This window comes from Paraburkholderia sediminicola, assembly GCF_046027825.1.
Classification (GTDB): Bacteria; Pseudomonadota; Gammaproteobacteria; order Burkholderiales; family Burkholderiaceae; genus Paraburkholderia; species Paraburkholderia sediminicola_D.
In genome coordinates, this window is sequence record NZ_JAQQDU010000009.1 from 28,633 (window position 1) to 53,352 (window position 24,720).

Sequence of the window (24,720 nt, forward strand, 5' to 3'; positions counted from 1 at the left end):
CCCGTCACAGCCCGGGGGGCCGCACACGCGTGACACGCGTGGTCTGGCCTCCTTGAAGGAAGAACCGATCATGTCCCAGCTCGATGAACTGTACGGCGACGCAACGATTGCGCTGGCACTACGCGGCGCGAACATCGCCTGCCACGGCAACCCGCCGACGTCACCGATGTCGCAGGACGTGCACCTGTGAACGCGATCCTTCGATTTGTCGTGAAGCATCGCTCGCTGTCGCCGCCGTGGAGTGACATCGCGCCGGTGCGCGAAGAGCTGTTCGGCGTCGAACGGCTCGAGCAACACGCGCAGAGCCTCGCCGCCGCGCAATCGGTGACGAAGACGCCGCCCGCCGTTCTATCTCTGCATACGCGGCTCAACGACAACGCCGCCGTCCTGCTCGCGGCCTATCGTGCGAGCGCCGCGGAACTGGAGAGCGGCCGGGGCGTGGTGCCCGCGGCCGAATGGCTGCTCGACAATTATCACCTCGTCGAAGAACAGATCCGCGAGATCCGCGACGATCTGCCGCCTGGCTACTACCGTCAGTTGCCCAAGCTTGCCGCCGGCCCGTTCGCCGGCTATCCGCGCGTGTTTGGTCTCGCGTGGGCGTTCGTGGCGCATACCGACAGTCACTTCGACCCGCAGATCCTGCGGCGTTTCATCGACGCGTATCAGCGGGTTCAGCCGCTGACGATCGGCGAATTGTGGGCGGTGGCGATCACGCTGCGCATCGTGCTGATCGAGAACCTGCGACGTCTTACCGACCAGATCACCGCGGGCCGTAGTGCACGCGCGGACGCCGATGCACTCACCGACCGTCTGCTCGTATCGGGTAGCGCTCGCTCGGCGCTTGAAGCGGATATTTCGACGCGCTCGTCAGGCCTGTTGTCGGAGCTGTTCGCGGCACAACTCGCTAAACGGTTGCGCGACCAGGATCCACGCACCACGCCTGCACTTGGCTGGTTGGAAGAGCGGCTCAAGCTGCAGGGCGCGTCGGTCGATGCGGTCGTGCAGCATGCGCAGCAGCGGCAGGGTGCGTCGAACGTCACCGTGCGCAATGTGATCACCAGCATGCGGCTGATTTCCGACATCGACTGGGCAGACCTGTTCGAGAGCGTGAGTCTCGTCGACGCCCAGTTGCGTGCGGGCAGCGGCTTCGCCGAGATGGATTTTTCGACGCGCAATCTGTATCGCAGCGCGATCGAGCAATTGGCGCGCGGCTCGTCCTTCAGCGAACTCGAAGTCGCCGGTCTGGCGCTGCAATCGGCGCAGGCGGCGGTGCTGGAAGCCGGCGATGCCGCGCACGCAGAGCGCGCGGGCGACCCCGGCTATCACCTGATCGCCGAAGGCCGGCTCGCGCTGGAGCAGGCGATCGAATTCCGTCCGCCGCCGCGTTTGAGGATCACGCGGTTCAACGTCCGCCTCGGCATCGGCGGCTACGTCGGCACGATCCTGACGCTCGCCGCGACGTTACTGGCGCTGGGGCTGTGGGCGCTGTCGACACTGGCGCCGCGCGGTCTCGACGCCGGGGTATTCGTGCTGTTTGTCGTATGCGCATTCCTGCCCATCACTGAGATCGCGACCGCGCTCATCAACCGTGCGGTGACATGGAGTTTCGGCGCGGTCACGTTGCCGGGGCTCGAACTGACTGCTGGCGTGCCGTCGTCGCTGCGCACGCTGGTTGCCGTGCCGACGCTCCTGACGAGCGAAGCCGATCTGCGTGAGCAGGTCGAACGTCTTGAGGTACACCACCTCGCGGGCGCCGGCGGCGACCTGTCTTTCGCGCTGCTGGCGGACGGGCCCGATGCGGATCAGGAGGTGCTGGCCGGCGATGCGCATCTGCTCGCCGTGGCCGCTGACGCCATCGAAGCACTGAACCGACGTTACGAGCCGGGCCCCGGCGGCAACCGTTTCCTGCTGCTCCACCGCCGCCGCGTGTTTAACGCGAGCGAGAACACATGGATGGGCTGGGAACGCAAACGCGGCAAGCTGCATGAGCTCAACCGCCTGCTGCGCGGCGCGACGGATACGACTTTCGTGCCGATCGCGGGATGCGCGCCGCAGGTGCCGCCCGACGTGCGTTACGTCATCACGCTCGATGCCGATACGCGTTTGCCACGAGACGCTGCGTTGCGGCTGATCGGCAAGATGGCGCATCCCCTGAACCGGCCGACCTTCAGCGATGCCGAACAACGCGTCGTCAACGGTTACGCGATTCTGCAGCCGCGCGTCACGCCTTCGCTGCCCGTCGGCCAGGAAGGATCGCTGCATCAGCGCGTCTTCTCCGGCCCTGGCGGGATGGACCCGTATGCGGCGGCCGTGTCCGACGTCTATCAGGACCTGTTCGGCGAAGGGTCGTATACCGGCAAGGGCATCTACGACGTCGATGCGTTTGAAGCGGCTTTACAGGGACGCGTACCGGAAAACGCGCTGCTCAGTCACGATCTGTTCGAAGGGATTTTTGCGCGCGCCGGGCTGGCGTCGGATGTCGAAGTGGTCGAGGAAGTGCCGTCGCGTTACGACGTGATCGGCAAGCGGCAGCATCGCTGGACGCGTGGCGACTGGCAGTTGCTACCGTGGATCGTCGGCCATCGTGGCCGGGACCGCCACGCGATGCCGTCGATTGGCCGCTTCAAGATGCTCGACAATTTGCGCCGTTCGCTGCTCGCCCCCTTCATGATCGCCGCGCTCGGCCTATGCTGGCTGATGCCGATCCGCGCCGGTATGGCGGGCGTGTTGCTGATGCTAGGCGCGCTCGCGATTCCCGCATTCCTGCCGACGCTGTTCGCGATCCTGCCGCGCCGCAGTGGCATCCATCTGCGCAATCATCTGGACGTGCTGGCCGCTGACGTGCGGCTCGCCGCCTTGCAAATTTTTCTGTCGACCGCGTTTCTCGCTGACCAGGCGTGGCGCATGGGCGATGCGATCGTCCGGACGCTGATACGGCTGTTCGTGACGCATCGCCGGCTGCTCGAATGGACGACGGCGGCGCAGTCGAAGGGCAGCCCTCGCCTCGATCTGCGCGGCTTTTATCGGCAGATGAGAGGCGGTGTCGCTCTCGGCCTCGTGCTGCCGGCTGGTGCGCTTGCGTACGCACCGTCGCACTGGCCGCTCGTGCTGCCGTTTGCGTTGCTATGGCTGGCCGCGCCGGCGCTCGCGTTGTGGTCGAGCCGTTCGCCGAGCGTTGCCGGGCGTTTCGCGATGGCGGACACGGACGCAGGCAGCCTTCGTCTCATCGCGCGACGCACGTGGCGTTTCTTCGAGACCTTCGTTACACCGGCAGAAAACATGCTGCCGCCCGACAACTTCCAGGAAGATCCGAAGCCGGTCGTCGCGCACCGCACCTCGCCGACCAACCTCGGGCTCTATCTGCTGTCGGCGATTGCCTCGCGCGATTTTGGCTGGGCGGGGACGACGGAAACCGTTGAACGGCTCGAAGCGGTGTTCGCTTCGATGCACAAGCTCACACGTTTCAAGGGGCATTTCTATAACTGGTACGGGACGCTCGATCTCCAGGTGCTGGCGCCGGCATATGTTTCGTCGGTCGATAGCGGCAATCTCGCCGGTCATCTGATCGTCCTCGCCAACGCGTGCGAAGAGTGGCCGTATGCGTTGCTCGCGCCCGCAGCGCGGTCCGGCATGATGGACAACCTGCAACTCGCGCGCGAAGCCGTCGACGCGTTGTCCGCCGCAGGGGGTGAACGTGGCAAGCAACTGGTCGGGATCCTTGAAGAAATCAGCACGCAGTTGCAGGGCCCACAGACGCTCGAAGCGCTATCACCGTCGCTTACGCGGCTGACGGAAAAGGCGGCGAAGGTGACGCGTGAAATCGTGCCCGCCGGCGGCGACGACAGTTCTGCCGATCTGATGTTCTGGATCGAGGCCTTGAGCAAAAGCGTCGTTGAACATGCCCGCGACCGGCAACACCTGGCCCAAGCGCCGCATCTTCTGCAAGCGCGCCTGAAGTCGCTCGCCGATACGTCGCGCGCGATGGCGCTCGACATGGACTTCGCGTTTCTGCTCGATCCGGAACGCAAGCTGCTGTCGATCGGCTATTCGCAATCCGACAATAGCCTCGACGTGAACTGCTACGACTTGCTGGCGTCTGAAGCGCGCCTTGCGAGCCTGTTCGCGATCGCGAAGGGTGACGTGACGACGCGCCACTGGTTCCGCCTTGGCCGTGCCGCGACGCCGGTTGGTAACGGCTCGGCGCTGATCTCGTGGTCGGGGTCGATGTTCGAATACCTGATGCCGTCGCTGGTGATGCGCGCGCCGGTCGGCAGCCTGCTCGAACAGACGAGCCGTCTGGTGGTGGAGCGGCAGGCCGCGTATGGACGCTCGCTTGGCATTCCGTGGGGCATTTCGGAATCGGCGTACAACGCTCGTGACATCGAATTCACCTACCAGTATTCGAATTTCGGCGTGCCCGGTCTCGGTCTCAAGCGCGGGCTTTCAGAGAACCGCGTGATCGCACCGTATGCGACGGGGCTAGCCGCGATGGTCGACCCGCAAGCCGCGCGAGAGAACTACGCACAACTCGCCGCGCTGGGCGCACTGGGCCGCTACGGTTTCTACGAAGCACTCGATTTCACCCGTTCGCGGCTGCCTGATAACGAGGACGTTGCGATTGTCCGCAATTTCATGGCGCATCACCAGGGCATGACGATTGTTTCGATTGCGAATACGTTACTCGACGCGCAGATGCGCGCGCGCTTCCATCGCGAACCCATGATCCAGGCGAGCGAACTGCTGTTGCAGGAACGCATGCCGCGTAACGTCGCCGTTGCGCATCCGCGTGCAGAAGAAGTGAGTACGTCCGCCGTTGAAGCTGGGGCCGTGCCGCCGACTGTACGGCGCATCGCGGCGCCGGCAGACGTTGGCGGCGCGCCGGTCACGCACCTGTTGTCGAATGGGCGTTACGCGGTGATGCTCACGGCGACTGGCGCCGGCTACAGCCGCTGGCGCGATACGGCCGTGACGCGTTGGCGCGAAGACGCGACCCGCGACAACTGGGGCTCGTTCATCTTCCTGCGCGATACGCAGAGCGGCCACGTGTGGTCGGCAGGCGCGCAGCCGGTAGGCAGCGAAGCCGAGTACGAAGAGGTCGTGTTCGGCGAGGATCACGCGGAGTTTATCCGGCGCGACGGCTCGCTGACGACCACCATGGACGTGCTGGTTTCAGGCGAGGCGGACGGCGAAGTGCGCCGCGTGTCGCTGGCGAATAGCGGACGCCGGGCGCGCGAGATCGAGCTGACGTCGTACGCCGAAATCGTCCTCACGACGGGCGCCGCCGACGACGCGCATCCGGCCTTCTCGCGCATGTTTGTCCAGACCGAACACCTCGCCGAATTCGGCGCGCTGGTGGCCACGCGCCGCCCGCGTTCGAACGACGAGAAGCAGGTGTGGGCCGCGCATTTCGCGGTGGTCGAAGGCGAGATCGTGGCCGATCCGCAATACGAATCAGATCGCCTGCGCTTTCTGGGACGAGGGCGCAATGTGGGAACGGCGGCGGCGATTGTCGACGATCAGCCGCTGACCAACACCACCGGCACCGTGCTCGATCCGGTCTTCGCGCTCCGGTATCGCGTGCTGGTGCCGCCGGGCAAGGTCGCGCGCGTCACGTTCTGGACGGTGGTAGCTGCGTCGCGCGCACTGTTGCTCGATCTGATCGACCAGCACCATGACCGCAACGCGTTCGACCGCGCCAAAACGCTCGCGTGGACGCAGGCTCAGGTGCAGTTGCGCCATCTCGACGTCGCGGCCGAAGAGGCGGCGGATTTTCAACGCCTCGCCGCGCCGATCATCTATGCCGATCAGCGTTTCAGGGCGCCGTCGGACGCGATCATTCGCGGGGCCGGCGTGCAGTCCGGGCTGTGGCCGCATGCGATCTCCGGCGACCTGCCGATCGTACTGCTGCATATCGACGACGTCGAAGATATCGCGCAGGTGCGGCAACTGTTGAGGGCCCACGAGTACTGGCGGATGAAACGGCTGGGCGTCGATCTCGTGATCGTCAACGAACGGGCTTCGTCGTACATCCAGGAATTGCAGGGGGCGATCGAAACGGCCGTGCGCAGCAGCCAGTCGCGGCCACGGTTCGGTGAAGAACTCGCGCAAGGGACGGTCTATACGCTGCGCGCCGATCTGATGAGCGTGGAGGCGCGGGCGTTGCTGAAATCGGTTGCGCGCGTCGCGCTGATCGCGCGCCGCGGCTCAATCGCCGACCAACTCGCGCGCTTGCCGCAGTCGCCGCGTCAGCCGTCGGCGCTGCGCCGGCCGAAGCTGCCGATGTCGTCGCCGTGGCCCGCTGTGCCTCATCCGCCGCGCGTACTTTCCTCCGTTCCGTCGAGGCTCGAGTTTTTCAACGGTCTCGGCGGCTTCGACAAGAACGGCCGGGAATACGTGACGGTTCTCACGGCGGGCGCCACCACGCCCGCACCGTGGATCAACGTGATCGCCAATCCTCGTTTCGGCTTTCAGGTTGCGGCGCAAGGCAGCGGCTACACGTGGGCCGAAAACAGCCGCGAGAATCAGCTCACGCCGTGGTCGAACGATCCGGTCGAAGACCCGGCCGGCGAAGCCCTCTACGTGCGCGACGAAATGACCGGTGACTTGTGGGGCGCTACCGCACAGCCGATCCGCGACGACGGGACTTACGTCGCACGTCACGGATTCGGCTACAGCCGCTTCGAACACGAGGCGAATGGCATCGCACTCGACTTGCTGCAATACGTGCCGCTCACTGATCCGCTGAAGATTTCCCGGCTGACGTTGCGCAATCTGTCCGGTGTGCCGCGCCGTCTGTCCGTGACGGCGTGGATGGAGTGGGTGCTCGGCACCTCGCGCGGCGCGTCGGGGCCGTTCATCACGACGGAAATTGACCTGGTCACCGGCGCGATGCTGGCGCGCAATCCATGGAGCGTCGGGTTCGCGGGGCGCGTCGCGTTCGCCGACCTCGGCGGCCGGCAGACGGCATGGACGGCAGATCGCACCGAATTCCTCGGCCGCAGCGGCGGCACGGCCGCGCCCGCCGCGCTCACCGGCAACGCGCCGCTGTCCGGCACGACCGGCGCGGGCCTCGATCCGTGCGCGGCGTTGCAGGACGTCATCGAACTGGGTGTGGACGAGATCGTCGAGGTGGTGTCGTTCGTCGGGCAATGCGCGTCTGTCGACGAGGTGCGCGCGTTGATCGAGCGCTATCGCAAGGCCGATCTTGACGCCGTGCTCGCCGAGGTGACGAACCACTGGCAGACCGTGCTCGGCGCGGTCCAGGTGAAGACGCCCGACCGCGCGATGGACCTGATGCTGAACGGCTGGCTCCTCTATCAGACGCTCGCCTGCCGTGTCTGGGCGCGCTCGGCGTTCTATCAGGCGAGCGGCGCGTACGGGTTTCGCGATCAGTTGCAGGACGGCATGGCGCTGACACATGCGCAGCCCGACGAGACGCGGCAGCACTTGCTGCGCGCTGCGTCGCGACAATTCGTCGAAGGCGATTTTCAGCATTGGTGGTTGCCGCAGTCGGGGCAAGGCGTGCGCACGCGGATTTCCGACGATCGCGTGTGGCTCGCCTTCGCGACCGCGACGTATATCGGCTGCGCGGGCGACGTCGCGATTCTTGACGAGATCGTGCCGTTCCTCAGCGGTCCCCTGCTACGTCCCGGCGAACATGATGCGTTCTTCCAGCCGATGATCGCGGATCAATCGGCGTCACTGTTCGAACATTGCGCGCGCGGCCTGGACCAATGCATCGAACTGACCGGCGAGCATGGCTTGCCGCTGATCGGCACGGGCGACTGGAACGACGGCATGAACCGCGTCGGTGCGGACGGCAAGGGTGAAAGCGTCTGGCTCGGCTGGCTGCTGCTGCGGACCATCGCGTTGTTCGCCCCGCTGGCCGAACCGCGCGACAGTCAGCGCGCTGCACGCTGGCGCGCTCATGCAGCGTCGGTAGGCGAGGCACTGGAGCGCGAGGCGTGGGATGGCGAGTGGTATCGCCGCGCGACTTTCGACGACGGCACGTGGCTTGGCTCGAAGGACAGCGATGAGTGTCAGATTGATTCGATCGCGCAATCATGGGCCGTGCTGTCGGGCGCGGCTGATCCGGCGCGCGCCGCGCTGGCGTTGGCGTCGCTGGACAAGCACCTGATCCGTCGTGGCGACGGTCTCGCTTTGCTGTTCACGCCGCCCTTCGATAAAACGGCTCACGATCCCGGCTACATCAAGGGGTATCCGCCGGGACTGCGTGAAAACGGCGGACAGTATAGCCACGCGGCGATGTGGGCGATCCTCGCGTTCGCGAAACTGGGTGAGGGCGACAAGGCTGCCGAGCTGTTTTCGCTGCTCAATCCGGTCAATCATGCGCGCACGCCGATGGAAGTCGAGCGCTACAAGGTCGAGCCTTATGTGATTGCCGCCGATGTCTATTCAGTGGCGCCCCATACCGGACGCGGTGGCTGGACCTGGTACACGGGGTCCGCTGGATGGATGTACAGGGCGGGTGTCGAAGGCATTCTCGGAATGTGCCGGGAGGGAGATGTCCTCGCGATTGATCCGTGTATTCCGGACGCGTGGCCAGGGTTTGAGGCGACCGTCAATGTGCATTCGACGCGGGTTGAAATCCGCGTCGACTCCTTGGGCGAGCATCGTTCGACGCAGGCCATGCTCAACGGCACGCGTATTGATTGCGAGGATGGGCGCGTGCGTGTGCCGTTGGATGCGGGGTCGCATAGCCTCGTCATTTCGCTTGGCCGGGGCGTGAATGAGGATGTCGACCCCGAACGCCGCTGCGAGCAAGGTGCTTAAGCGACTGCGCCAGGAGCATCCCGCTACCTGGCCGCATCACCCCATCGATATTCCTGGCTCACCTCATCAAGCTGCGCCTTAACCTGTGCATCGAGCACAAGCTCCGAAGCCGCCAGCGTATCGCTCAACTGCTCAGCGCGACTGGCGCCAATAATCGCCGACGTAATCAGCGGATTAGCCAACACCCACGCCAGCGACACCCGAGTCAAAGACTCGCCCGTTGGCGTGGCGATCGCCTTCAGTTTCTCGATCGTGTCGAACTCGCGCTGATGCCAGTACCGCTCCTGATACATGGCCCCTGCCTTTCCGACGGTTTCGGTGAATCGTCCGGACGTGGGCGCAGCATCTACCCGATGCTTACCCGTCAGCAAGCCACCCGCCAGTGGGTTATAGGGCATCACGGCTAACTGCTCTTCGGCCGCCAAAGGCAACAACTCCCGTTCGATCTGCCGGAACAACAGGTTATAGCGGGGTTGTACCGATACAAATCGCGCCACGCGCAATACATCAGCGCGCCCCAGCGCCCGTGCCAACCGATACGCCAGGAAATTCGACACGCCGATATACCGCGCCTTCCCGGATCGGACGATTACGTCGAGCGCTTCGAGCGTCTCATCGAGCGGCGTGTTTGCGTCGTCGGAATGGAGCTGGTACAAGTCCACGTAGTCCGTGCCGAGCCGCTGCAGCGATGCGTCGATCGCGTCAAGCAGATGTTTGCGCGACGCGCCTTGATCCCACGCCGACGGCCCCATCTTGCCGACCGCCTTCGTTGCCAGAATGAAGCGATCGCGTTTGCCCTTCAGCCACCGTCCGACGATCTCCTCCGTGCGCCCGGCAATGTTGTCGCCGCCGCCGAGCGGATAAACGTTGGCGGTATCGATGAAGTTCACGCCGGCGTCCGCGGCCGTGTCGAGAATCCGCCGTGAAACATCCTCTTCAGTCTGCAGGCCAAAGGTCATCGTCCCGAGACACAGGCGCGAAACGGTCAGGCCGGTGCGGCCGAATTTGCGGTATTGCATGGTCAACTCCGAAGATGGACGGAACAGCTGCAGTAGGCGTTGTTGTAAAAAGGATAAACGGTGTGGCGATTTCGCGTTCGGCCGTCGGCACACGCAAGCGTGATGAATCGTTAGTGTTTAGAAAGCTTTCCGTGCCGCTCGACTGATTCGCGTGAATGCCACGTGCTTTCATCGCCGAGCTGCGCCATCCGGGTCGGGTAGATCGACTCCGCTCAGAATTGAGAGAAGTTGATGGGTTGATCGAGGACATAAATAGGTCCGTCTATTTGTCTGGCAAATACTCGTAGTTGCCATGTATCGGGATGCCTGACATTACAAACGCGTAATGTTATTCCGATTGCGGAAACGTGAGAATTACGTTCTCCATACATTCGTAAAAATCCGAAACAATTCCATTACACCAAGTAACCTTCAGCGCGATTGCTGCGGGTTTATGCATGTGGAATGATATCGATTCTCATTTAACCACTAGCCAGCCATCCCGCCGTCTTCGCGCCAAGCAGGAGACAGGCAGCCAGCCAAATTGCGGTTTTGTCATTGATTCCGAGTCGAACGTGCGGATCTGGCAAGCGCACATCCGACGGGATTTCCCATGTTCAATCACACGCCGCTTGCGACTGCGTTAGCGCTAGCTTTTGCCGTTCCATTCGCCACGCCTGCCATCGCGCAGACCGCGCCGCAAACCACGTCGCAAACCACGTCGCAGCCGTCGGCTCCAAACGCACCGGCCGCACCGGCGAATACGACGGCCGATAAGACGACCTTGCCGACCATCGGCATCGCGGCGCAAGCCGAACATCAGGACTTCCAGGCAGAACGCTCGACGATCGGCGCAAAGACGCCCACCGCACTGCGCGACATTCCGCAGACCGTGACGGTGATCAACAAGTCGGTGCTCGCCTCTCAAGGCGCCACGTCGTTTCAGGACGCGCTGCGCAATGCACCGGGCGTCACCATTGGCGGGGCCGAAGGTGGTCAGATCGGCAACAACATCAACTTGCGCGGTTTCACCGCGCAGAACGACATCTATCTGGATGGGTTCCGCGATCGTAACCAGTACTATCGCGACACCTTCGACCTCGAAGAACTCGAAGTGCTGTACGGTCCGTCGTCGATGTTGTTCGGCCGTGGCTCCACCGGCGGCGTGATTAACCAGGTCAGGAAGAAGGCGAACCTGCAGGACTCGGCGGAAGTCTCGGGCACGGTCGGTACCGACGATCGCTATCGCAGCACCGTCGACGTCAACCATCAGTTGACGGACACCTCGGCAATTCGCCTGAATGCATTCGGCCAAAGCCTCGGTTCGACGCGCGACGAGATGAAGAACAAGGACTACGGCGTTGCCCCGGAAGTGCGCTTCGGCATCGGCACGCCGACCGAAGTGACGATATCGGCGCTGATCCAGCACAACTACGACATGCCAGACTACGGCGTGCAGGCGTTGAACGGGCATCCTGCGCCTGTGCCGAAGAACACCTTCTACGGGCTGACCTCCGACCGTACGATCCAGGATGTCCAGACCTTCACGGCCGGCATCAAGCACAAGTTCTCGGACGACCTCACGCTGCAAAACCAGACGCAGTTCTCGCACTCGCTGACCGATGCGCGCGAAACCGCGGCGCAATCGGTGCTAACCGGGCCGCTTGCGAGCAGCACCGCGCTGACCAACGGTAATTACACGACGTTGTCGCCGTCGCAACTGTTCATCAAGTTGCAAAGCCACGACCGTGTGATCGAGAACCACGCGCTGTACAACGATACGTCGCTCGAATACAAATTCAACACCGGTCCGATCAAGCACGACCTGATCGCCGGCATCGAACTCGACCACGACAGCTATTCGAACCAGGCGTACACGCGCAATAACTTGCCGGTCGTCTCGATGGTGGATCCGGCGTATCTGTCAACGCCCGCGGGCGTCACCACGACGGTCGGCAACTACGCCAATTCCGGCTCAAATGAGATCGCCGGCTACGTCAACGACACGGTGTCGCTCGGCCAGCACTGGAAGGTGATCGGCGGCCTGCGCTGGGATCGCTTCCAGGCGCAGATCCACAACACGATCAGCCTGCCGGCCTATGCGAGTCAGACCAACTTCTTCACCAGTGTTCGCGCCGGGGTGATTTATCAGCCGGACGACTGGCAGTCGTACTACGTGTCGTATGGCACGTCGTTCGATCCGTCGCTCGAAGCCTTGACGGTGACCAACCTGACGCAGAACCTTGCGCCGGAGACGACCAAGTCGTATGAAGTCGGCAGCAAGTGGGATCTGCTGGGCGGCAATCTGTCGGTGACTTCCGCGTTCTTCCACGAGGAGATGACCAACGCTCGCACGCAAGTTTCGCCGACCGAATACGAACTCGACGGCGATATTCGCGTCCAGGGGTTCCAGGCCGGCGTGACCGGTCACATCACCGACAAGTTGCAGATTTTCGGCGGCTACACGTACATGGACGCCATCGTCCTGCAGGCGCTCGACGGAACGCAAGGGCATGTACCGGCCAACACGCCGCGCAACACGCTGACGCTCTGGAGCACTTACGCGATCACGCCGCACTGGGAAATCGGCGGCGGCCCGACCTATATGTCGCCGCGCTATGCGTCGAACACGAATTACGTGCAGGTTCCGGGTTACACCCGCTGGGATGCGACCGCGGCCTACCACGCGAAGAAATACGACGTTCGGCTGAATCTGCTGAACCTGACCAACAAGATGTACTACGACGCGCTGATCCAGTCGGACGGCGGCCGCTCCGTGCCGGGTATCGGACGCACGCTGCTGGCGACGGTCGACTACCGGTTCTGAAGCGTGCCTCACTGATGCGGTAGGCTTGCCGCTCTCGCAAACGGCAGGCCCACTCAACGGGGCCAAGGAAACTCAAGATGCTGCTGCACATTCCTAATGTACTGAACGCGGAGCAATTGCGCTTTGTGCGCGAGCGGCTCGACAGCGCTGGCGACGCCTGGGTCGACGGCCGCGCGACCGCCGGCTATCAGGGCGCGCCGGTCAAACGCAATCAGCAGATCGCGGAGCATTCACCGCTCGCGCGTGAACTCGGCGATGTGATTCTCGCGTCGATCGAGCGCAATCCGCTGTTTATCAGCGCGGCGTTGCCGAACCAGGTTTATCCGCCGCTCTTCAATCGTTACGAAGGCGGCATGCAATTCGGCAGCCATGTGGACGGTGCGGTGCGGGTGCTGCCCAACGGCGTGAAGCTGCGCACGGACGTCTCGGTGACGCTGTTCCTCTCCGAACCCGGCGAATACGACGGCGGCGAACTCGTGGTCGAAGACACCTACGGCGTGCAGCAGGTCAAGCTGCCAGCGGGCGACATGATCGTGTATCCAGCCACCAGTCTGCATCAGGTCACGCCGGTCACGCGCGGTGCGCGCCTCGCCAGCTTCTTCTGGGTGCAAAGCCTCGTGCGCAGCGACGCGCAGCGCGCCTTGCTATTCGATATGGACACGGCGATTCAACGTCTGAATGCCACCCATGCGGACGATGCCGCGCGCCGTAGCCTGGTCGGCTGCTATCACAATCTGTTGCGTACCTGGAGCGAAACGTGAGCGTCCCCGAGACTATTGAATTCCAACCGGCTGAAGTCATCGACGTTGCGGCGAGCGAACCGCAGCGGCTCGACCGCGGCGAACTGAAAGGACGGCAGCAGCGCTCGCGCCGCGCGACCTTCGTTAAATGGTTGCGTAAAGTGCATGGCTGGATCGGTTTGTGGGGCGCGGCGCTGGGCTTGCTGTTTGGCACCACCGGTTTTCTGCTGAACCATCGTGGTGGTCCGCTCAGGGTGTCGACCGGGGAGCCGCAGGTGTCGGTCGTGCAGGTGCCGTTGCCGCAACCGGCGCCGCAAACGCCACGGGAACTCGGCAAGTGGCTCAAGCAGGAACTGAAACTGGCCGGCAGCCCGGGGCGCGCGCAGAAAGAACCGGCGCATCCGGTCGCGTGGGGTGACCGCAGCATGATCCAGCCCGAGCACTGGCAGCTCAATTTCGCGTCGCCGCACGAGAACACGGCCGCTGAGTATTGGGTCGGCAACGGTTACGTGACGGTCAAGCGCAGCGAGAATTCGTTTCTCGCGACGCTCACGAATCTGCACAAGGGCGTCGGCTTGAGCGTTGGCTGGGTGCTGCTGATCGATACGCTGGCGGGCAGCATCATTCTGCTGTCGCTCACAGGCGTCCTGCTTTGGACGGAGTTGAACAAACGCAAAACCGTCGGCGCGGTGCTGGTGGTGGGGTCGATCGTCGCTGCTGTATGCGTGGGGCTGATTTAAAGAACGCGGCGGGCGAGGCGTGTTCAAAGCAGCGCGCGCCGCGTTAGACGTCGCCTACGCCAGGCGCAACGCAGACATCACGCCAGAGGCCAGTACGTGATGCGCGTAATCACGGATACGGGCTCGCATGCCCGGCGCCCTGCACGCCCGCCAGCGGGAAACCGGGCGCTCGCGCTAGAATCTTCGCAGACCGCCAAAACCGTTGGCCCTGCCGGAATTCCGCCGATGACCACATCCCCCAATCAGGTCGACGCCGCGCTGATGTCGCGGCGTTCGATCCGTGCCTTTCTGCCCACGCCAGTTGCGCGCGCCGATATCGAAGCGATACTCGAAGCCGCCAGCCGAGCGCCCTCGGGCACCAATACCCAGCCGTGGAAAGTGTATGTGGTGACGGGCGAGTCGCTCGTGCGCCTCTCGCAGGCATTGGTCGCGGCTTATGACGACCCGCGGCGCGATGCGCTCTATCAGGAAGAGTATCGTTACTACCCGCATCAATGGGTGTCGCCGTACATCGACCGCCGCCGCAAGATCGGCTGGGATCTGTACGGCCTGCTGGGCATCGAAAAGGGCGACAAGGCGCGCATGCATGAGCAGCATGCGCAGAACTACCGGTTCTTCGGCGCGCCGGTCGGCCTGTTCTTCACGATCGAGCGGGTGATGGAACGCGGTAGCTGGCTCGACTACGGCATGTTCCTGCAAGCGATCATGACGGCGGCGCGCGGGCGTGGTCTTGATACCTGTCCGCAGGCCGCATTTACACCGTTTCACCGGGTGATCGCCGAGCATCTCGGTCTGCCGGCCGAAGAGCAACTGGTGTGCGGCATGTCGCTCGGTTTCGCCGACGAAAGCGCGCTCGTCAATACGCTACGCACCCATCGCGAACCGGTTGAACGGTTCACGCAATTCCTCGATTGACCGGCATCCCCACTTCCCATCGGACCATGATGAAAACTTCACGCCGCGATTTTCTGATGCTGGGTGTGGGCTTGAGCTCATCGCTCGTGCTAACCCGCGTCGCGTTCGCCGATTCCGCGAACACACTGAGCGAAGCCGATCCGAAGGCGCAAGCCGTCGGCTATAAGGAGGACGCATCAAAGGTCGACAAGGCGAAATTCCCTGGCTACGCTGCTGGACAGACCTGCGCCAATTGCTCGCTATTCCAGGGTAAAACCACCGACGCCTACGGGGGCTGCACGCTGTTCGGTGACAAGCAGGTCGCCGCGCGCGGCTGGTGCAGTTCGTATTCGAATATGTGATCGCACAAGCGGCCCGCGCGCCGGTATGTGTGATCCAAGAACGCCTTGGTCTTAGTTCAGGGCGCTCAGTACCAGCTCATGCGAATGGCCGATCCATATCGCCGCGTCGCGGTGGTCGCGCAAGGCGTCGCCCGTATTCGGGTGCAGAAAAATATCGAACGCGCCGTGATTCAGCGTGAGCCAGCCGACGAGTTCGGCGAACTGCTCCGGCGCGAATGCAAGCTGATACGACCACATCGGATGCGGCCCGACCGGGCGTTCGTGAAAGCGGCCCATTTGCAGTTTGCCGTTCCAGTGCGCTTCGATTTGCTCGCGAAAGGTCCACGCGGCGTCGCGGCTGCCTGAATCGAAGTAAACGTGAGCGTGCCAGCTCTCGATGGTTGAGGTGTCGCGAAGGGTCATGGCAGGGTCTATTGCGGTTCCGTTTTTATCAGACAGTCATTCTGCTTGAGTTTTCGCCGACGCGTGCGGCGCGCGTCTCATGTGAAACTGTATTTCGTCTTCATTGACAATGTCGAAGCCGAGGCGTTGGTAGAGACGCCTCGCGGGATTGTCTTTGAGCACCTTGAGGGTGACCGGCAATGCGTCGGCCTGTGTGGCCTGCAAGACGGTTTGCAGCACGCGCTCGCCGATCCCACGGCTCTGATGCTCGGGCGCAATTTGCACTTGCATGACGAACCACTCGGTCTCGGTGCGATACGCCTTCAGCAAACCGGCCGGCTCGCCGTCGACGCAAATCACCTGTGCCGCATCGTAGCGATAGCGCAGACGCGCGCGATGCTGGGTATCGTCGGTAGGTTCACCGGCGCGCGCCAGATGCTCCGTCATGGTGGCTTTGCGAAGGTCGAAAAGAAAGCGTTCGTCGGCTTCTAGCGCCGGGCGCAGGGTGAGGGCAGGTTCTTGAGCGGACATGTCGGTAACGTTTTCGGCGTTCGGGTGGCTAGTAAGGACTGTCGTGAAGTGTCGTGTCCGGCGTGCTTTTTTTGCCATGCGGTAGCGTTCGGTCACTCATTTTCTCGTTTGCGCCGTGGTCGTGGCGACAGGCTCCGCGCGCATTTCACATCTGACGAAATAGGCACGTTACACCGATTCAGCAAACTGGCCTGCCAATTCCCCTCGCTTCGCCCAATTGCATTCGGGCACGCGCAGATAGACTGTTTTCCATGGAGCGACAAGTCACCGAGCCCATCGACGCGGTCTTCCCCCGCGTTGTTTTGAACCGTACCGTTGATGGCAGTTTGCCGCGGTTTTCTAACGTGGCAGGGCAGTAAAGCAGTAGGAAGTCGAAGCAATGCAAACAGTGCGCGATCGAAGCAAAAACGAAGCAACAACGCGCGCGAATCAGCAGGGGGGTGCAGCGAGGCGATGTTGAAGGCGAGGGACCACGCTGTAACGCGATAGCAGTTGCAGTTGCAGTACAAGTAGCAACGTAGCAGCAGCGTAAGTAGCAACAGCTTTGGTAGTCTTTGCTAGTTGGTGGTGGTTATAGGTCGGCAAGCATCCACGCGCCTGTACGACTCTTCCCCATCCTGTCAGGCCCTGTTCCCTCGCGGGAATAGGGCTTTTTTTCTTCAATGCGGCAGGTGAGACTTGTATTTGGCGGGTCCGAACCTATATGGCAGCGTTGCATGCCGGGCTAGCTGCTGCGGAAAGTTTGCTCGCACGCGGCGAGATGCCGCGCACAATCGAGACTTTTGGTTATTTAAGTCTGTCTTAATAGTTGCTTGCCATGATGGCTACACAGACTCACATTAAGGGCCTGTCAAGCCGCCGGCGCACGGCGGCGTTTGCCACCGGAGAGCACAGCATTCGGTGGTAGAGCCGAGAGTTAGCGAAGGAGGTTGAATCGATATGTCCAGTAAATCGCGAGTCCGCAAGCACACCCAGCCGGCCATGTCCCCGCTGTTGCGTGCGCTGACCTATAGCCGTACGGCCCACGAGCCGATCACCACGGCGATGCTCCTGCAGTGCTACACCGCCCTTGATGCATTCCGGCGCGGGCAAGGCTCGCGGGATCTGCACCTGACCTTGAGCCGGCATTTGCTGGTCTCGCAGGAGTTGGCGCGTCTTGGTCTCGGCGAAGACGTAATTGCCGATATCGAAAGCGCACATGCGGCGATGGTGCAGCTCGATGCGCGTGAGCATCACGACGGCGCCTGGTTGCTCGAGGACAGCGAATACGCCCGCCTTTGCACGGCACTGGCGATTCTGGATGGGCAACTGGTCCACGCATCGTTGAGCGAGATCGCGAACGCGGAAGCGAAGATGATCGAGGGACTGATGAGATCCGCTCGTACGCAGGCGATTGTCGAAGCGGTGGTCTAAGCCGCGTCGCGGCTCTGCGGCGACTCACGCACAAATAAGAAGCGCCCCACATGGGGCGTTTTTTTACATCAACGCAAATCCTGTCGTTAGCCAATCCGACTCACCCGGTTAACACACCGCGGCTATAATCCCGGTCATGAAATTTCTGCGGACTTTGCTCCTGTTGCTGCTGTGCGCTGCGCTGCCCATTAGCGGGCTGGCGGCTAGCGGCTTGACTGGAGAATGTCCGATGCAGATGAGCATGAGCGCCGACGAGGGCAATTCGATGTCGGCTGACATGCCCGGCTGCGAGTCCATGCCTTCATCGCAGACCGAAAAGGCCAAAGGCTTTTTCTGCAAAGTGACGGCGCAATGCCAGCTCGGCAGTCTGTATCACCCGGTCTCTCTAACCGGAATAACCCGGCCTGCCGGGTTATCGAGCACCGTTGTTTTCCACTACACGCAGTCACTGCCGGTCCGTGAGCCGACCGGCTTGTGGCGACCTCCTCGCGCCATCTAATCCCTTGCTGACAGGTTCACCGCATTTGCGGTGAGGTCGTCCTGCGTCCAGGACGTGAACTCCCTTTGGGAGTTCGCCGTTGGGGTTAGAACATGCCATTTATTCTTCGCACGCCGTCAAGCCGGCGTGCACCACTGCGCGCGCGCTCGCTTTTCGCCGCGCTGATTTTCGCGAGCGGCGCGGCACACGCTCAGGAAGCAAGCTATACGCTCGATGCGGCACTTCAGGCCGCGACCGACCGCTCTTCTGCTATGGGCGCCGCACAGGCATCCGTGCGCGCCAGTGCCGATGCCGCGGTCCGGGCCGGGCAGTTGCCCGACCCGATGCTCAAAGCCGGTATCGACAACCTGCCGGTGAACGGAGCGCAACGGTTCACCATCGGTCAGGACTTCATGACGATGCGCCGTATCGGCATCGAACAGGAATGGGTATCCGCTGACAAACGCCGCCTGAGCGCCGCCCGGGCGGACGATGTGGTAGACCGCGAGCGAGCCGGATATCTCGCGCAGCTCGTGAATACACGGCAGCAAACGGCGGCTGCATGGCTGAACGCCGTCTATGCAAAGCAGGCGCTCGCGTTGCAGCAGGACCTCGTGCGTCATATGGGCCACGAACTGGATGCGACACAAGCGTCTTACCGAGGAGCCAAGGCAACGGCAGCCGATGTCGTGCAAGCCCAGGCGATGCTCGCGCAGACGCAGGATCAGCTGCTCAAAGCACAACAGACGTTTCAAACCGCACTGATCGGCCTGTCCCGCTGGACTGCCACGCCCGTTGTCGATGTGAGCGGCGATCCGCCCGCGCCGCAATCGTATGTTGCGTCCCTGCCACTCGACGAGCTTCGTGACGTTCAACCGGTTCTCGTTGCCGCTTCGCGGGACATCGCAGTCGCCGACGCCGATACGGCCGTCGCCAACAGCAACCGCAGTCCCAACTGGACGTGGGAAGTCTCTTATCAGCAGCGCGGTGGGCAGTACTCGAACATGGTTTCGGTCGGCGTCAGCATTCCGTTGCCAATCAATCGCAAGAATCGCCAGGACCGCGACGCCGCAGAGAAGGCGGAACTCGGCACCAAAGCGCGCCTGATGTACGAAGACGCGCAGCGGCAAGTCGAAGCGGATATCCGCACGCAGTCGGCAACGCTTGCCAGCGGCCGCGAGCGCATCACCCATCTCACCGACTTCCTGCTGCCCGCTGCGGATCGCCGCGTCCAGCTTGCTGCCGCGGCCTATCAGGCGGGTAGCGGGTCGCTCGCGGACGCGTTTGCTGCTCGACGGGCATTGCTCGACGCTCAGCTACAGGTGCTTGATCTTCGGCGCGAGGTGTCCCAGACATGGGCCCAGCTCGAATACCAGGTTGTACCCGCGTCGATGTCCGTCAGCCAGTGAAGGAGAACACCATGCAAAAGAAACAACTGGCGCGCGCGGCCCTTGTTACGTTCGCCGCCGCGGCGCTATTAGGCGCAGGCTACCTGTCCGGCGTGCGTCATGCCGTGCAGGCGGCCTCAGCGTCTGCCGCCGCGACGCCTGCCACGGGCGGCAAGATCGACCCGAAGACGGGGCGCGAGGTGCTGTACTGGCACGACCCGATGGTTCCGAATCAGCATTTCGACAAACCGGGCAAGTCGCCTTTCATGGACATGCAACTTGAACCCGTCTTCGCCGATGACGCGGGCACGAGCGGCATCAAAATCGACCCAGGCTTGCAGCAGAACCTCGGTATCCGCTACGCAACGGCGCGCCGGCAGGACATCGCCGAAGGGTTCGATGCCGTCGGGACCACGCAATTCGACGAATCGCGCACTGACGTCGTGCAGTCGCGCGTCACGGGCTACATCGACCACCTGTATGCGGGCGCACCGCTGCAGCGGATCGCGAAAGGTGCGCCGATCGCGTCGCTCTTTGTGCCGGACTGGCTGGCGCCGCAGGAGGAGTATCTGGCACTGAAACGCAGCGGGATGGACAGCAGCATGCTCGACGCGGCTCGCGCGCGCATGCGGGCGATGTCGATTCCCGACGGTGTCGTCGCGAATCTCGACCGGACCGGCAAGGCGCAGACGCATGTCGTGCTGACCTCACCCGAAACGGGCGTTGTCAGCGGGCTGAACGTCCGCGACGGCGCCATGGTGACGCCCGGGCAGACGCTCGCCAAGGTCGCAGGCCTCTCGACGCTGTGGCTCATCGTCGAGATACCGGAATCCCTGGCGCTCAGTGTGCAGCCTGGTATGACGGTGGATGCGGCATTTGCCGGAGATCCGACCCAGCGCTTCAAAGGCCAGATCCGTGAAATTCTGCCGGGCATCAGCACCAGCAGCCGCACGTTGCAGGCACGCCTCGAGATCGACAACGCCGCGCTCAGGCTGACGCCCGGCATGTTGATGCGCGTGCGGGTCGGCGCGCAGAAGCCTGCCTCGCGTCTGCTCGTCCCGTCCGAGGCGGTCATCACGACCGGCAGGCGCAGCGTGGTCATCGTCAGGAACGGGGATGGCCGTTTGCAGCCGGTGAATATCACTGTCGGTAAAGATGCCGGCGACGAAACCGAAGTGTTGAGCGGCCTGACAGATGGCGACCAGGTGGTGGCGTCTGGTCAGTTTCTGATTGATTCGGAAGCCAGCCTGAAATCGGTTCTTCCTCGCATGGAGGGGAGCGCAGACGCAGACCCGGGTGCGCCTGCGTCTGCTCCCACTGCGAACGGCGTGTCGCAAACTTACGAGAGCACCGGCCGGGTCGAAAAGGTGACCGCCGAAGACATCACCTTCTCCCACCAACCGGTCCCAGCCTTGGGCTGGGGCAAGATGACGATGGCATTCGGTAAACCATCGCCAACGGCTTTTCCGGACGCAAAACCCGGTGATGTGGTGCACTTCGGATTCCGGCAGACGGACAGCGGCTACCAGTTGACGACAGTCGATCCGGTAGGAGGCGCCCAATGATCGCGCGTCTTATCAGGTGGTCTATCCACAACCGCTTTCTGGTGCTGCTTGCCACCGTGCTCGTTACGGCATGGGGCGTCTACTCGGTGACTCAAACGCCGCTTGATGCGCTGCCCGATCTGTCCGACACGCAGGTCATCATCAAGGCCTCGTATCCTGGCAAAGCGCCGCAGGTCGTCGAAGACCAGGTGACATATCCCCTCACCACGACGCTGCTGGGCGTACCGGGGGCGAAGACCATTCGCGCCTATTCGTCATTCGGCGACGCGTTCGTCTATGTCCTGTTCGACGACAAAACCGATCAGTATTGGGCGCGTTCCCGTGTGCTCGAGTATCTGAACCAGGTCCAGAGCAGGCTGCCGCGAGGCGCGACGGTATCGCTCGGGCCCGATGCCACCGGGGTCGGCTGGGTCTACGAATATGCACTCGTCGACAGGACCGGACAGCACGACCTGGGACAGCTTCGCGCCTTGAACGACTGGTTCCTGAAGTTCGAGCTGAAGTCAGTACCGGATGTGTCCGAGGTCGCGAGCATTGGCGGCATGGTGCGCCAGTATCAGGTTGTTCTCGACCCGGACAAACTGCGCGCATACGGCATCACGCAAGCGATGGTCGCCGACGCACTAGGCAAGGCGAATCAGGAGTCGGGTGGCTCAGTCGTCGAGATGGCGGAGTCCGAATACATGGTGCGTTCGTCCGGTTATCTGCGCACGCTCGATGACTTCCGCGATGTCGTCCTGCGCACGAACGAAGCCGGTACGCCGGTGCTTCTTGGCGACGTCGCGCGCATTCAGATCGGACCCGAGATGCGACGCGGCATCGCGGAGCTGAACGGCCAGGGCGAAGTCGCAGGCGGCGTTGTCGTGATGCGCTCCGGCAAGAACGCGCTGACGACCATCGACGCGGTGAAGGCCAAGCTCGCCGAGCTGAAGCGTTCGCTGCCTGCGGGCGTCGAAGTCGTGACGACGTACGACCGCTCGCAGCTTATCGAACGCGCGGTGGACAACCTGAAAGACAAGCTCGTCGAGGAATTCATCATCGTCGGGCTCGTCTGCGCGGTCTTTCTATTCCATCTGCGCAGCGCGTTCGTCGCCATTCTGTCGCTGCCATTGGGCGTGCTGACCGCCTTTATCGTGATGCGGTATCAAGGCGTGAACGCGAATCTGATGTCGCTGGGCGGCATTGCGATTGCCATCGGCGCGATGATCGACGCGGCCATCGTGATGATCGAGAACGCGCACAAACATCTCGAAGCGTTTGAGCCTGAGCATCCCGGCAGGGCGATCACTTCGGCTGAACGTTGGGAACTCATTGCCACGTCGGCTGCCGAGGTCGGGCCGGCGCTGTTCTTCTCGTTGCTCGTCATCACGCTGTCGTTTATCCCGGTGTTCTCGCTCGAAGGCCAGGAAGGCAAGCTGTTCTCTCCGCTGGCGTTCACGAAGACCTACACGATCGCAGCAGCGGCGGGGCTGTCGGTGACATTGGTGCCGGTGTTGATGGGTTTGCTGATCCGTGGCCGCATTCCGCACGAGAACGCGAATCCCATCAACCGGGTGCTGATCAGGCTGTACCGGCCGCTTCTGGAGGCCACGTTGCGCCGTCCGTGGCGCGCCATCGGTCTGGCGGTAGTTGCGCTCGCCGCGTCGGTGATTCCGCTTTCGCAACTCGGCGGCGAGTTCATGCCGCCGCTCGACGAAGGCGATCTGCTGTATATGCCGACGGCACTGCCAGGCATCTCGGCGGAGAAAGCGAGTGAACTGCTGCAGCAGACTGACCGGCTCATCAAGACCATCCCGGAGGTGCAAACCGTGTTCGGCAAGTCCGGCCGCGCTGACACGGCGACCGACCCCGCACCGCTCGAGATGTTCGAGACCACGATCCGGTTCAAGCCGCGCAAGGAATGGCGGTCCGGCATGACGCCGGAGAAGCTGGTCGATGAACTGGACCGCACCGTCAAAGTGCCGGGGCTCTCGAACGTGTGGGTTCCCCCTATCCGCAATCGCCTGGACATGCTGTCGACGGGTATCAAGACGCCGGTCGGCATCAAGATTTCGGGCCCCGACCTCGGGCAAATCGATAAGGTCGAAACGCAGGTCGAAGCGGCGGTCAAGGCCGTGCCGGGCGTGACCTCGGCGCTGGCCGAACGGTTGAACGGCGGCAGATACATCGACGTCGATATCGACCGGCTGGCAGCGGCACGCTACGGCCTCGCGGTTGCCGACATCCAGTCGATCGTGTCCACCGCGGTCGGCGGCGAAAACGTCGGCGAGGTCATTGACGGCCGGGAGCGCTTTCCGATCAACATCCGCTATCCACGCGAGATCCGCGATTCGCTCGAGAAGCTGCGCGAGTTGCCGGTCGTGACAGACCGTGGCGCGCAAATCCGGCTGGATGACGTGGCGCACATCACGATTGCCGATGGTCCGCCGATGATTCGCAGTGAGAATGCGCGGCTCGCCGGCTATGTGTACGTCGATATCCGCGACACGGACCTGCATTCGGCCGTGCAGGCGATGCAGCGTGCGGTCGCTGAGAAGGTGACGCTTCCCGCGGGGTATTCCATTGCGTGGTCCGGCCAGTTCGAATATCTGGAGCGAGCGGCGGCGAAGCTGCGCACCGTTATTCCCGTGACGCTGGTGGTCATTTTCGTGCTGCTCTTCCGGACGTTCAACTCCGTTGCCGACGCTCTGCTGCTGATGTCGACAGTGCCTTTCGCGCTGGTCGGCGGCTTCTGGTTCATCTGGATGCTGGGGCATGCCGTCTCGGTCGCGACGGCGGTGGGATTCATTGCGCTCGCGGGCGTGGCTGCGGAGTTTGGCGTGGTGATGCTGCTCTACCTGAAGGGCGCGTTGAATCGCAGGCTCGACGCAGGCGAGCCGCTGACCGAAGCGCTGCTTCTCGATGCAATCCGAGAGGGGGCAGTGCAGCGTGTGCGTCCGAAAGCGATGACGGTCGCCGTTGTGCTGGCCGGTCTCATCCCCATCATGGTCGGACACGGCGCAGGCTCGGAAGTCATGCAGCGCATCGCTGCACCGATGGTCGGCGGGATGATCACGGCCCCCATCCTTTCGATGCTGGTTATTCCGGCAGCGTGGTTTCTGCTGCAGCGCCGCCGCGCGAAGCGTCTGTCCGACGCGCGGCTTTCTCATGCAGTACCTTCCGGCACAACCGTGCCGGCTACTCAAACTGGAGAGATTTGATGAAGAAATGGATTGTTGCGTTTGCTGCTCTTGGTGCCATTGCTGCGGCACCTGCGTTTGCGGGCGATGATATGGCGGGGATGAACATGTCCACGAAGCCGGCGGCTTCAACGGAGTCGGCGAATGCGGCGCTCACTGACGCGGAGGTGCGAAAGGTCGACCTGGCCTCCGGCATGGTCACGTTGAAACACGGCGCGCTGCGCAACGTTGGGATGCCGGCGATGACGATGGCCTTCAAGGCGAAAGATGCCTCGATGGTCAAACAGATTCACGAAGGCGACAAGGTCAAGGTCCGTATTGAAGACGTCGACGGCACGCTGACCATCGTGAAACTGGAAAAGGCGTCGTGACGCGTTGTTGATGCAAACTCGCGGGCTTGTTACTTTGGCCTGCGAGTTTGCAGGGCTGCG

15 protein-coding genes are annotated in these 24,720 nt (G+C 62.9%); 12 read left to right on the plus strand and 3 right to left on the minus strand.

The annotated features are described in order from the left end of the window. Nucleotides 1-186 precede the first annotated feature (186 nt). On the plus strand, nt 187-8,793 hold the full coding sequence (locus tag PQQ96_RS06965) for a GH36-type glycosyl hydrolase domain-containing protein (RefSeq protein ID WP_408290297.1): 8,607 nt from the start codon (nt 187-189) through the stop codon (nt 8,791-8,793). Nucleotides 8,794-8,816: 23 nt separating this feature from the next. Here PQQ96_RS06965 and PQQ96_RS06970 read toward each other — a convergent pair whose 3' ends face one another. Then, the gene (locus PQQ96_RS06970) at nt 8,817-9,812 is read right to left on the minus strand and encodes an aldo/keto reductase (RefSeq protein ID WP_408290298.1); all 996 of its coding nucleotides are present in this window, start codon (nt 9,810-9,812) and stop codon (nt 8,817-8,819) included. 592 nt (nt 9,813-10,404) lie between these two features. Here PQQ96_RS06970 and PQQ96_RS06975 point away from each other — a divergent pair. The 5 genes from PQQ96_RS06975 (at nt 10,405) to PQQ96_RS06995 (ending at nt 15,354) form a co-directional block, all read left to right on the plus strand. Beyond that, the gene (locus tag PQQ96_RS06975) at nt 10,405-12,618 is read left to right on the plus strand and encodes a TonB-dependent receptor (RefSeq protein WP_408290300.1); all 2,214 of its coding nucleotides are present in this window, start codon (nt 10,405-10,407) and stop codon (nt 12,616-12,618) included. A 77-nt stretch (nt 12,619-12,695) separates the two neighbouring features. After that, the gene (locus PQQ96_RS06980) at nt 12,696-13,379 is read left to right on the plus strand and encodes a Fe2+-dependent dioxygenase (RefSeq protein WP_408290302.1); all 684 of its coding nucleotides are present in this window, start codon (nt 12,696-12,698) and stop codon (nt 13,377-13,379) included. Next, nucleotides 13,376-14,098 (plus strand): PepSY-associated TM helix domain-containing protein, encoded by a 723-nt coding sequence (locus PQQ96_RS06985; RefSeq protein ID WP_408290304.1) that lies wholly within the window; start codon nt 13,376-13,378, stop codon nt 14,096-14,098. The genes PQQ96_RS06980 and PQQ96_RS06985 overlap by 4 nt, the downstream gene beginning before the upstream one ends. Before the next feature lie 225 nt (nt 14,099-14,323). Next, nucleotides 14,324-15,013 (plus strand): nitroreductase, encoded by a 690-nt coding sequence (locus tag PQQ96_RS06990; protein WP_408290306.1) that lies wholly within the window; start codon nt 14,324-14,326, stop codon nt 15,011-15,013. Nucleotides 15,014-15,042: 29 nt separating this feature from the next. Continuing rightward, nucleotides 15,043-15,354 carry a high-potential iron-sulfur protein gene (locus tag PQQ96_RS06995; protein WP_408290466.1) on the plus strand — a complete coding sequence of 104 codons (312 nt, stop codon included), beginning with the start codon at nt 15,043-15,045 and terminating at the stop codon, nt 15,352-15,354. A 51-nt stretch (nt 15,355-15,405) separates the two neighbouring features. Here the strand turns inward: PQQ96_RS06995 and PQQ96_RS07000 are convergent, their stop codons facing one another. Both PQQ96_RS07000 and PQQ96_RS07005 read right to left on the minus strand, forming a co-directional pair. Further along, nucleotides 15,406-15,756: a DOPA 4,5-dioxygenase family protein gene (locus PQQ96_RS07000; RefSeq protein ID WP_408290307.1), complete on the minus strand. Its 351-nt coding sequence runs from the start codon at nt 15,754-15,756 to the stop codon at nt 15,406-15,408. Nucleotides 15,757-15,792: 36 nt separating this feature from the next. After that, entirely contained in the window at nt 15,793-16,266 is a 474-nt protein-coding gene (locus tag PQQ96_RS07005) for a GNAT family N-acetyltransferase (RefSeq protein WP_408290309.1), read from the minus strand. Nucleotides 16,267-17,205: 939 nt separating this feature from the next. On the opposite strand from PQQ96_RS07005, the gene PQQ96_RS07010 reads away from it, so the two are divergent. From PQQ96_RS07010 to PQQ96_RS07035, 6 genes are all read left to right on the plus strand, one after another. Continuing rightward, nucleotides 17,206-17,679 carry a hypothetical protein gene (locus tag PQQ96_RS07010; RefSeq protein ID WP_408290310.1) on the plus strand — a complete coding sequence of 158 codons (474 nt, stop codon included), beginning with the start codon at nt 17,206-17,208 and terminating at the stop codon, nt 17,677-17,679. A 136-nt stretch (nt 17,680-17,815) separates the two neighbouring features. Beyond that, entirely contained in the window at nt 17,816-18,178 is a 363-nt protein-coding gene (locus tag PQQ96_RS07015; RefSeq protein WP_408290312.1) for a hypothetical protein, read from the plus strand. A 92-nt stretch (nt 18,179-18,270) separates the two neighbouring features. After that, nucleotides 18,271-19,566 (plus strand): TolC family protein, encoded by a 1,296-nt coding sequence (locus PQQ96_RS07020; RefSeq protein ID WP_408290313.1) that lies wholly within the window; start codon nt 18,271-18,273, stop codon nt 19,564-19,566. 11 nt (nt 19,567-19,577) lie between these two features. Then, nucleotides 19,578-21,110, plus strand: coding sequence for an efflux RND transporter periplasmic adaptor subunit (locus PQQ96_RS07025; RefSeq protein WP_408290314.1), 1,533 nt, complete (start codon nt 19,578-19,580; stop codon nt 21,108-21,110). Beyond that, nucleotides 21,107-24,310 carry an efflux RND transporter permease subunit gene (locus PQQ96_RS07030; RefSeq protein ID WP_408290316.1) on the plus strand — a complete coding sequence of 1,068 codons (3,204 nt, stop codon included), beginning with the start codon at nt 21,107-21,109 and terminating at the stop codon, nt 24,308-24,310. Before PQQ96_RS07025 ends, PQQ96_RS07030 begins: the two co-directional genes overlap by 4 nt. Further along, complete coding sequence (locus tag PQQ96_RS07035) at nt 24,310-24,660, plus strand: copper-binding protein (RefSeq protein WP_408290317.1); 351 nt, start codon at nt 24,310-24,312, stop codon at nt 24,658-24,660. The genes PQQ96_RS07030 and PQQ96_RS07035 overlap by 1 nt, the downstream gene beginning before the upstream one ends. Nucleotides 24,661-24,720 lie beyond the last annotated feature (60 nt).